The organism is Limnoraphis robusta CS-951, from assembly GCF_000972705.2.
Genome location: NZ_LATL02000211.1, coordinates 1 through 10,043, shown reverse-complemented (window position 1 = coordinate 10,043; position 10,043 = coordinate 1). Strand labels below are relative to the sequence as shown.

General features: G+C 42.2%; 7 protein-coding genes and 1 other RNA gene. 5 read left to right on the top strand and 3 right to left on the bottom strand.

What is annotated here, in order from left to right; all coding sequences use genetic code 11:
- Window positions 1–519 precede the first annotated feature (519 nt).
- On the top strand, window positions 520–801 hold the full coding sequence (locus WN50_RS17910; RefSeq protein ID WP_046279787.1) for a DUF1816 domain-containing protein: 282 nt from the start codon (window positions 520–522) through the stop codon (window positions 799–801).
- A gap of 37 nt (window positions 802–838) precedes the next feature.
- On the opposite strand, the gene WN50_RS17905 is transcribed toward WN50_RS17910, so the two are convergent.
- On the bottom strand, window positions 839–1,654 hold the full coding sequence (locus WN50_RS17905) for an alpha/beta fold hydrolase (protein WP_407659731.1): 816 nt from the start codon (window positions 1,652–1,654) through the stop codon (window positions 839–841).
- Between the two features lie 14 nt (window positions 1,655–1,668).
- A complete protein-coding gene (locus tag WN50_RS17900; protein ID WP_049560090.1) occupies window positions 1,669–2,976 on the bottom strand; it encodes a serine hydrolase in 1,308 nt (435 codons plus the stop codon).
- Between the two features lie 103 nt (window positions 2,977–3,079).
- Between WN50_RS17900 and rnpB the strand changes: the two genes are divergently transcribed.
- The 3 genes from rnpB (at window position 3,080) to WN50_RS17890 (ending at window position 5,831) form a co-directional block, all read left to right on the top strand.
- Window positions 3,080–3,514: RNase P RNA component class A (gene rnpB, locus WN50_RS31045), an RNA gene on the top strand.
- A 490-nt stretch (window positions 3,515–4,004) separates the two neighbouring features.
- Window positions 4,005–4,733, top strand: coding sequence for a ribonuclease III (rnc, locus tag WN50_RS17895; protein WP_046279784.1), 729 nt, complete (start codon window positions 4,005–4,007; stop codon window positions 4,731–4,733).
- 36 nt (window positions 4,734–4,769) lie between these two features.
- A complete protein-coding gene (locus WN50_RS17890; protein ID WP_046279783.1) occupies window positions 4,770–5,831 on the top strand; it encodes a Gfo/Idh/MocA family protein in 1,062 nt (353 codons plus the stop codon).
- Between the two features lie 75 nt (window positions 5,832–5,906).
- On the opposite strand, the gene WN50_RS17885 is transcribed toward WN50_RS17890, so the two are convergent.
- Complete coding sequence (locus WN50_RS17885) at window positions 5,907–7,877, bottom strand: sensor histidine kinase (protein WP_046279782.1); 1,971 nt, start codon at window positions 7,875–7,877, stop codon at window positions 5,907–5,909.
- A gap of 456 nt (window positions 7,878–8,333) precedes the next feature.
- Here WN50_RS17885 and WN50_RS17880 point away from each other — a divergent pair, with 456 nt between their 5' ends.
- A complete protein-coding gene (locus WN50_RS17880) occupies window positions 8,334–9,839 on the top strand; it encodes a cryptochrome/photolyase family protein (protein WP_046279781.1) in 1,506 nt (501 codons plus the stop codon).
- Window positions 9,840–10,043 lie beyond the last annotated feature (204 nt).

The window sequence follows — 10,043 nt, the reverse complement described above, 5'->3', positions numbered from 1 at the left end:
TTGACATACTCCCCATTTCTAAAGAAAGGGGATTCTCCAAGCCTCACGGCTTTGGATTACTGATTCATTGACAACCCTTACAGCAAGCTAGTTTCCTGACCTACTCTTTGAGGGGTTCGTCTCCCCAGTCGTTCATCCCATTTCAGAGATAGTTTCGGTATGCCCTACCGTACTTGAGAAAAAATGCTTGATTCTCTGTACTTGGTGCTTTAAGGTTTTATATGGCCAAAGCATTCCTGGCAAGAACCCCGTACCTTAAGTTTTCAAGGTTCATTGCATCGATTAGATGCTGGGTTTTTCAACTGGTTGAATACCCTGCCAGTAGAGTTATTCTAGCATTAGAAAGAGCCTTATATCCCCATACCTGAAGGTAGGGGCGTGTGCGGCAAACTTTGGGTAAAGATTGATATCCAGTTGAGCTTGAGAGAACACGATTACTGACTGATCGGATCAGTGACAGATTTTGTCCAGTTGTGAAGCAGCATCTCTAGCCCTTATAAGAAACGGAAAAAAACAGACATGAAAGAACTTTTGATTAATTTGCTCAATTTTTTTGGCTTGGCGTTTTGGGTAGAAATCATTACCGAAAGCCCAAATTGCACTTATTATTTCGGGCCTTTTTTGACGGCAAAAGAAGCTCATTCTGCTGAAGTGGGTTATCGAGAAGACATCGAAAGTGAAGGAGTGAACACTTACAAAGTTTCGGTTAGACGCTGTAAACCCTCTCGCCTAACGGTTGCTGAAGATCTTGAAAAAACGATTTATCAACTGATTATTCCAGCTTTCAGTCCTCAATCTTAGTTTAGAAAACAGCCAACAGGGGACAGGGATTATTTGATTAGAGAACTTGAGTATTCAGCCAACTCTCAATATCGCCTCGAACCTGTTCTGGAATTTCCCAAGGGAAAAGATGAGCGGTTTGAGGATAACAACGAAACTGAGCGTTAGGCAGATGTTGAGCAGTGGCTTGGCTAGATAAGGCTGTAATATGACGATCTTCCGCACCTGCAAGAACCAAACAAGGACAGTGTATTTGTTCGAGTTCCGCTTGACGGTTGTAGGAGGCTCGGAGGGCTTGATTTAAGGCTTGAGTGGCATAGCCAGAGGTATGTAGGTAGGCGGGTAAGGCTTCCCGGGCGATGTATTGGTAGGCGGTGGGGGTATGCTGTTGAATAAGATATCGAAATAGCGATCGCTTTGCGAAGGTGTTAATATTCCACTCCCAACCGGGAACCAACCCGTTAATCATTCCCGCTAAACCTGTATAAACATAGTCAAGCCAAGTGATCGGCGGATGGTTTCCTCGGGGATAAGCGGCGGTGGCGACTAAAATTAACCCGGTGACTCGTTGAGGAAATTTTAACGCAAGTTCTAGGGCGAGAATTCCCCCTAAAGACCATCCTAAAATCAGACAATGTTGAATATTCAGTTGATCGAGTAGGTTTTCGAGATCAACTAAGTGATCCTGCATTTGAAAGCTTCTAGAAGCGCGACTCTGACCATATCCGCGTAAGTCCGGCGCAACGGTTTGAAAGCGATGGGATAAATAATCGGTAAAAACAGACATACATTGACGGGAACCGGGATGACCATGAAGGCAAAGAATCGGAAATCCTTCGCCTTGAATTATCGTTTTTAACGGTAGGAATTCCATCATTCAAGTAATGTTTAAAGATGACCGTTTTGAATAATATGATCGGCAATTTTTGAGATGGCTTTACGAATTTCAAAAATATTACCTGTATTATTGTCAATCACAGTGATAATATAGCGTTCGCCATCAATGCTAACGGCTAAAGTAGTTCCTAAAACGCGAGAATTTTGACCTGTTTTTTCGCCTAACCATTCGGCTTTTAATCCTTCTAACGCCGCGTAACCAATTGCTCGATCATACTGGCGGTTTTGGGCTTCTATTAAGGCTTCTGAACCGGGATATTCATGGTTATAGGTTTTAACCATCATTTCGGTGAGTTCGCTGCTAGTCAGGCGGTTACGACCTTTTCCGGGACGTCGGGGCATGATCCGATCGCCCATGAGTTTAAACTGAACGCGAGTTTCTTTATAGCCTTGTTTTTTGAGGATATTATTAATAGAATCTTGACCCACATAATCAATCAGTTGATTGGTGGCAATATTACTACTATGATCGATCATTTCTCCCATTAATTGTTTGAGAGAATAGCTTTTTCTAGCTTGAATTGATGAAGCATCTTCGGTAAAGTTTCCGCCATCGACATAAACTTGTTCTTCGAGACTAATCTTTTCCTTTGAAACCTTATCTAAAAGGGCAAGCGCAATCGGAACTTTAATCAAACTGGCGGGACTTGCGGGGGGGTGTTCGCCTCGCAGATGAGCGCAATCTCGGTTGAGATTACAAACACTAATCATTGCGGTTTTTGATAAGTTACTTTCGGCGCGAATTTGTTCTAGAAAAGAAGATTGAGCGAGTTGGATTTGTTTGGTTAAGCCGATTAAGCTGACTTGATATTGTTCGATTTTTTGGGAAGCTTGGCTAGCCATTAATGAATTTTTCGGCACTTCATTTAAATTGCCGATAGCTTGTTGCCAAAGTTGCTGGGCTTGCTTTTTGCGGCCTAAAGAATCTGATGAATTATTCTCGGTTTCTATGGCGATTGTCGCCAAACGAATGGCTTGTTTCCAGTTATCATTGGCTCGGTTTTCAATCAAGATTTGGACTTCTATTTCTTTGAGCTTGTGGAATAACTCCTGATCGGGATTGAATGAAGGCGTTTCCGATAACAAAGAATTCAAAAAGCGAGGTTCAGAAGAGTCTTGAACAGGCGTTTCTAATTCTTGAATGATTTGATCTCGCAGTTGAATTAATTCATCTAGGGAACGAGCGCCATAGAACTCATTCGATGATCCGAACATCGGTAAGGTTTGAGTCAGTCCTACACCCACTGCGATCGCCAAACTACTGATCATAGTAGTGGCCCAACGAAACAGTCGCGGCATCTAGTTCTCCTCACACAACACCGTTATTAAACATCACAAACTAGACGCCTGTAAATGTAGCTGATGATGGAATCAAGAGATTTTGAGATACTATGGACTAGAGAGAGTCAGCGAAGGCAGTTGCGGACTCAATACCCGAGTCTGAGGAAAGTCCGGGCTCCCAAAAGACTAAATCTGCTGGGTAACGCCCAGTGCGAGCGATCGTGAGGATAGTGCCACAGAAAGATACCGCCTTTTCAGTCAACAGGAGAGAGGGGACAGGAGACAGTGAATAACTGAGAACTGATAACTGTTTACTGATCACTGAAAGGGTAAGGGTGCAAAGGTGCGGTAAGAGCGCACCAGCAACGTCGTGAGGCGTTGGCTCGGTAAACCCCAGGTGGGAGCAAGGTCGGAGGAACTACGGTTGGTCTTTTCCCGGTTCCGGTTGAGGTGGCACCGCTAGAGGTGTTTGGTAACAAACATCCCAGATAGATAACTGCCCTTTTGACTGCTAGCAGTTGAAAGAACAGAACCCGGCTTATGTCTGACTCTCTCTTTTTCGGATTGCTCCGAACCTGTCAACAACCCGCCGTTAAGTTCTAGGACTCTAACGGGGGCTTTAAAAAGCCCAAGTTGACCAGCCTAAGTGTCTAGCGCACTACGTTAGAGGTAAGTGTTAAAGTTCCTACCGGGGGATGCGTAGCTAGTCCCCCGCTCTAGAACCAAGCAGTTAAACAGTCGCGTCGGGTCAGTGGTAGTGCTGATTGGAAAGTACCGACCTCTAACATTGGCGAAGCTCACTTTACCCCGAAAGGGAGAGGCGTTAAGCCGAAAAACAACCCCTATGCGTACAGGTAGAACGCACAAGCCTGTAACTGTCCAGGCGAAAGGCGAATGCAAAACGTCGAATGTCGTTAGTACATCCAAGGCGGTAGGGGTTCTCAAAATTAGTAAGGAAGCAGTACGCCCTGCCCTGCTTTCCTCTCACCGTTAAATCAAAAAGATTATAACGGGAGTCTCCAGCAGGTTAGAGAGGTGAGAACCCAATGAAAATCGGCTATCCAAACCGCCAACGTCAGTTGCAGAAGCTGGTTGAACGTTTGGGACTGTCGGAACAAGACGCCATTAAGTGGCATTTGTTAGATCTGGCCCTAACGCATCCTTCGATTTCAACGGAAGCTAACTATGAGCAGTTAGAATTTGTGGGAGATGCTGTTGTGCGACTGGCGGCTTCCGAATTTTTGTGGGAAACTTATCCCAATCAACCTGTTGGAGAGTTTAGCGCCATTCGCTCGGTGTTGGTCAGTGATCGGTTTTTGGCAGAAATTGCCGAAAGTTATGGCATGGGTCGATATTTGTTAATTGGCGGGAGTGCGGCGCAAGATCGCATGGGGAACCAGTCACGTTTAGCGGACTGTTTGGAAGCGATACTGGCGGCTTTGTACTTGAGTACCCAAAATTTACAACTGATCCGTCCCTGGCTAGAACCTCACTTCCAAAAGGGAGCGACTCAGATTTTACGCGATCCGGCTCGTCAAAACTACAAGGCTGCACTGCAAGAGTGGACGCAAAGTTATTATAAAGTTTTACCCGAATATACCGTAGAAGAAAGCGGGCCGATGGGCGATGATCAACGGTTCACGGCTAAAGTTTGGTTTCAAGGTCAATCTGTGGGTGAAGGTCGCGGACGTTCGATCAAGGCGGCTGAACAAGCAGCGGCTCAAGAGGCTTATAGGATTTTGGTGGTTCCGACTCAAAAGAAAACTCAAGATTAATTCAATTTTTTGATTCTAATTACGGACGATGAACAGATGACAAATCCGATCAAAGTTGCTATTTTCGGAGCGGGTCGTTGGGGAACCCATTTGATCCGCAATTTTTATCAACATCCTCAAGCGCAGGTGGTGGCGATCGCTGATCCTCATTTTGAACGACTTCAAAAGGCTAAGGAGCGTTTGCTGCTTGATGATACGGTGCAGTTGGAGACGGATTGGTTTAAGGTGATTAACGACTGTGAACTGGATGCTGTTGTGATTGCGACTCCCGCTTCAACGCACTATACCCTGATTTATGAGGCTCTAGAGCGGGGTTATCATGTTTTTGCCGAAAAACCTCTCACGCTGAAACTTTCGGAGTCACAGAGCCTTTGTAGCTTGGCTAAACGGCATAATCGTCAACTGTTCATCGATCATACCTATTTGTTTCATCCGGCGGTTACGAAAGGTCAAGCGGTGATTGAACAAGGACAGTTGGGACAGTTGCGGTATGGCTATGCGGCTCGGACTCACTTAGAACCTGTACGACAAGATGTAGATGCGTTGTGGGATTTAGCGATTCACGATATTGGGATTTTTAATACTTGGTTAGGACAAAAACCTGTTGAGGTACAAGCAACGGGAACGGTTTGGCTGCAACCGGATCGCAGTTTTGATTTGAGTAGTCCGAGTTTTCCTATTTCTAATAATATTTCGGGGTTGTCAGATGTGGTGATGGCAACGATTACTTATGAGTCAGGTTTTCAAGCGTTTTTACATTTGTGTTGGTTGAACCCGGATAAACAGCGACGTTTGGCGCTTGTGGGGAGTGAAGGAACGTTGATTTTTGATGAGATGTTAAAAGATAGGCCGTTAACCTTACAACGCGGCTATTTAGAGACGGTGGGAGAAGGTTGGCAAGCGGCTGGGGTTGAATGTGAAACGGTTGAAGTCGAACCTGCTGAACCGTTGGCTGAAGTTTGCGATCGCTTTTTAAATTGTATTCGTCACAATCAAGTTTGTTCGATTTCTTCGGGTGAAATTGGGACTGATTTAGTGCGGGTTCTTTGTGGTTTAAGTGAGTCTCTTCAACAAGGGGGAAAACCGATTCAACTTTAAAGTCGAGTCCATCAAATTTTCAACACTTTCCCTTGTCTCAAAAGATTAATGGGTTTGATGAACCCTACCGTAATTTTAACGCAATTTTGTATCAGATGGGGATGAGACAACGGGGATAGAAAGAGTGACGGTTGTACCTTGGTTTTCGCCTTTGCTATAAAGTTCAATTGAACCTCCCATCATTTTCATTAAACTTTGGGAAATGCTTAATCCTAAGCCAATGCCGTCAAATTCTCGAGTGGTTGAACCATCGACGACGACGAAAGGTTGAAAGAGTTTATCTTGTTTATCGAGAGCGACTCCGATTCCGGTATCTTTGACGGTGATAATCACTTGAGATTTTTCCTCGCAGGATTCATAGGAAATTAAATCACAGTGAACGATGGGTTGAATATCGGCTGTGATGGTAATGCTGCCTTTTTTTGTAAATTTAACGGCATTACTCAAAATATTGACAAAAACTTGTTTCAATTTATCGGAATCAGCTAAAACCTTAATCGGTTTTTCGATGTGCAGTTTTAATTTTAAACCTTTTTGGTTAATCTCTAAGCTGTGAATGGCAATGACTTCTTGAATAATTTTGACTAAATCAACGGTTTTTGGGTTGATTGAAAACTTGCCTTCTTGAATCAGAGCAATATCTAAAATATCATTAACGATACTATATAAATGCAGAGCGGATTCATTCGCCATATCCAAATATTCTTGTTCTTCTTCGGGACTGTCGCACAAATCATCTCGGAGAAATTGCAGGGAGTTAATAATGCCATTGAGTGGGGTTCTCAGTTCGTGAGAAATCACTCGCAGAAACTCATCTTTCAATTGATTGGCTATTTGTGCTTCTTGGGTGGCTAATTCTAAAGCAGAGGCTCTTGATTGCAACCGTTCAACCATAATACTAATGGCTTGTCCAAGTTGAATAAATTCTCGAATTCTCAAGTTTTGCGGGACAGGTTTCGGTGATTCTCGGCTATTAATTGTTAAGGCATAATCTCTTAACCGTTCGAGAGGACGAGCCAAGTCTCTCGATAAATAAAGGGCTGCAATAATACTCGCGGCAATTAAACTAATCGTTAAATAAAATAAAACGGAGTTGATGTCTTTTAAACCGGAGAGTGCATCATCTAAACTGGTAACGGCTAATATCACCCATTGACTTCCCTTTTCCTGAGAAATCGGACTGGGAATGGCATTATATCCGGCGAGTAATTCATTCCCATTTTGATCAAAGAAGAATAGATGAACAAAATCTTTTTCTCCTGATAAGGCACTATTAATGATATTTTGCAGACGGGGACCGTCAACTTCTTGATTAATATTCACTCCAACTTTTGAAGCTTCGGGATGAGCAATAATTTGACCGGCTTCATCTAGAACAACGGTAAAACCGGTTAAGGATTTGGGTCTATCTTTAGAGGATAAGGGTAAATTTGATTCTAAAATAAGCACGTAACGGAGTTGATTTGTTTCGGCATTGGTGATATAAACGGGAGCCATAAAAACCAACTGAATTTTATTATTCCAGGGGGTAATAGCTGCGGAAGTTTCGGAGACGGGTGTTTCCTCGTCGATTTTAGACTTAAACTCTTTATTTTGAATGTAAACATTCGCTGGGCTTAAAACCTGATTTGAGGGTTTTTGTTGAACCCAGAGGTTAGAGGGAGTGGAAATAATGGCTTCGTTTCCACAACTGCTAGCCTGAACTTCATTGGTTTGGATATCAACCAGTTGTAGACAGTTGACTTGCGTGGGAAGTTGTTGTTCAAGCTGCTTGATAAACTGTTGATAATTTTCGATTTGTTCGGATTGTAATATTGTGCTGTTAGTTGCTAAAATTAGATTAGACTGAAGAAATTTTATCCAGTTGTTAATATACTCTGCCATATCGACTGCACTTTCAGTTAAATTCAGACGAGCAGTTTCTAATAAACCCGATCTTGCTTTGCGATAGGTGACATATTCTCCAACAAGAAGAACCGGAACACTGAGCAGTAAAATCCGGGACAGCAGAATGCGACGAAAGGAGGATTGACTGGGTTTAGGCATAGTCCGTTTTGAACTGTTTGAACTGAGGGTGCATGATAGGAGAGTAATTTGACCTAAATTAAAGTAAGACTAGATCGAGAAAAAGGCAAATGTAAGCTTTAAAAGTTGAGTGGCTAGGGTAGGGAGTAAACTAACTCTGCGGTGAGATTGCCAACCCGATCCGGTGAGATTATATACTCCAATTCTATAATAAGTGATCTTTCAGTTGTATTTTTAGATCGTAACCCTTGTTAACCTCGATTGCCTCCCCCGAGTATATGATTTGCGATAAAATGCTGCTGATCAGGTCTAATTCCTCTTTGAAACAAAATCTTGATATTTCCAGAATTGATTCTGAGGAAGCATTCTCTCTTGACAATTCGTCTTTTTCGGGATTTTAATCAAACTAAACGGATTCGAGATTCAAACATTAAGACAACACCGCCGCTCTGAAAATTAAATCAGGAAATCAGTTCAATGACAGTAGGTATTTGGATTTTAGGAGATCAGCTTTGGAGTCAACAAGCTGCATTAAAAAGTTGTGATTCTCATCAGGATACACCGATTATTTTGATTGAATCTCTAGACTTTGTGAGAGTTAGACCTTATCATCGACAAAAACTGGTGTTGGTGTGGTCAGCAATGCGACATTTTGCGGCTGAGTTGCGAGAGGCAGGCTGGTCTGTAACTTATATTATTACAGAGGAATCTGTGGAATTTCCCCTGAAAAAATGGATTCAAGATCATCAAATTACTCAACTTAGAGTCATGATTCCCAATGATAGACCTTTCCAACAATTGATCGAAAATTTACAGTTACCTTGTCAACTGAATTGGCTGGAAAATAACCATTTTCTGTGGAGTGAACCCGAGTTTCAGCAATGGTCAAAGCGTCGGAAACGTTTATTGATGGAGGATTTTTATCGAGAAGGACGCAAACGATTTAATATTTTGATGGCGGATGATCAGCCGATTGGAAATCGTTGGAATTTTGATCAGGAAAATCGCAAACCGCCCAAAGGAAAATTAAATCCTCCTCATCCCCTTGAGTTTGAACCGGATGAAATCACCCAAGAAACTCTTGAACAAGTTAAACAACTTTCACTTCCATTATATGGAAAAATTGAACCCTTTGCTTGGGCGGTGACTCGCCAACAAGCCTTGGAAGTCTTGCAAAATTTTATAGAACAACGTCTGGCTTTTTTCGGTTCCTATCAAGATGCGATGGTCACGGGTGAACAAACGTTATGGCACGCTTTACTCTCTCCTTATTTGAATCTAGGTTTACTGCATCCTTTTGAAGTGATTCAAGCCGCAGAAACAGCTTATCATCAAAATAACTTACCGCTTAATAGTGTAGAAGGATTTATTCGCCAGGTTCTCGGTTGGCGAGAATATATGCACGGAATTTATCGAGTCATGGATGCTGATTATTCCGAACACAATTGGTTTAATCACACTCAACCTTTACCGGAGTTTTTTTGGGATGCTGAAAAAACCGATATGAACTGTTTACATCAAGCCTTATCTCAAGTAGAAACGACAGGATATGCTCATCACATCCAACGGTTAATGATCTTAAGTAATTTTGCGTTAATTGCCGGACTTTCTCCCCAAGAAGTTGAAAACTGGTTTCATGCTATTTTTATTGATGCCTATGACTGGGTGATGCAAACAAACGTAATTGGTATGGGATTATTTGCCGATGGCGGAATTCTCGCTTCTAAGCCTTATGCTGCTTCAGCAAATTATATCAATAAAATGAGCGATTACTGCAAAAGTTGTATTTATAACCCCCGTATTCGCACGGGAGAAAAAGCTTGTCCTTTTAACGTTTTTTACTGGGATTTTCTCGATAGACATCGGGAAAAACTCAAGTCTCAAGGACGAATGAATTTAGTTCTTTCTCATCTGGATAAAATCTCTGAAAATGAACGTCAAATCATTCATCAACAAGCTGAAAATTTACAAAGTAAATTTTAAAAATAGAAAAAAATTATTCTGGGTGTTGTTTCTTATATCTCTATTATCGAGAACATTTTGTTGAGGGGGAAATTTACCACGAAGACACAAAGACACATTCTGGGTGTTGTTTCTTTTGTCTCTATTATCGAGAACATTTTGTTGAGGGGGAAATTCACCACGAAGACACAAAGACACAAAGATTTATTCTGGGTGTTGTTTCTT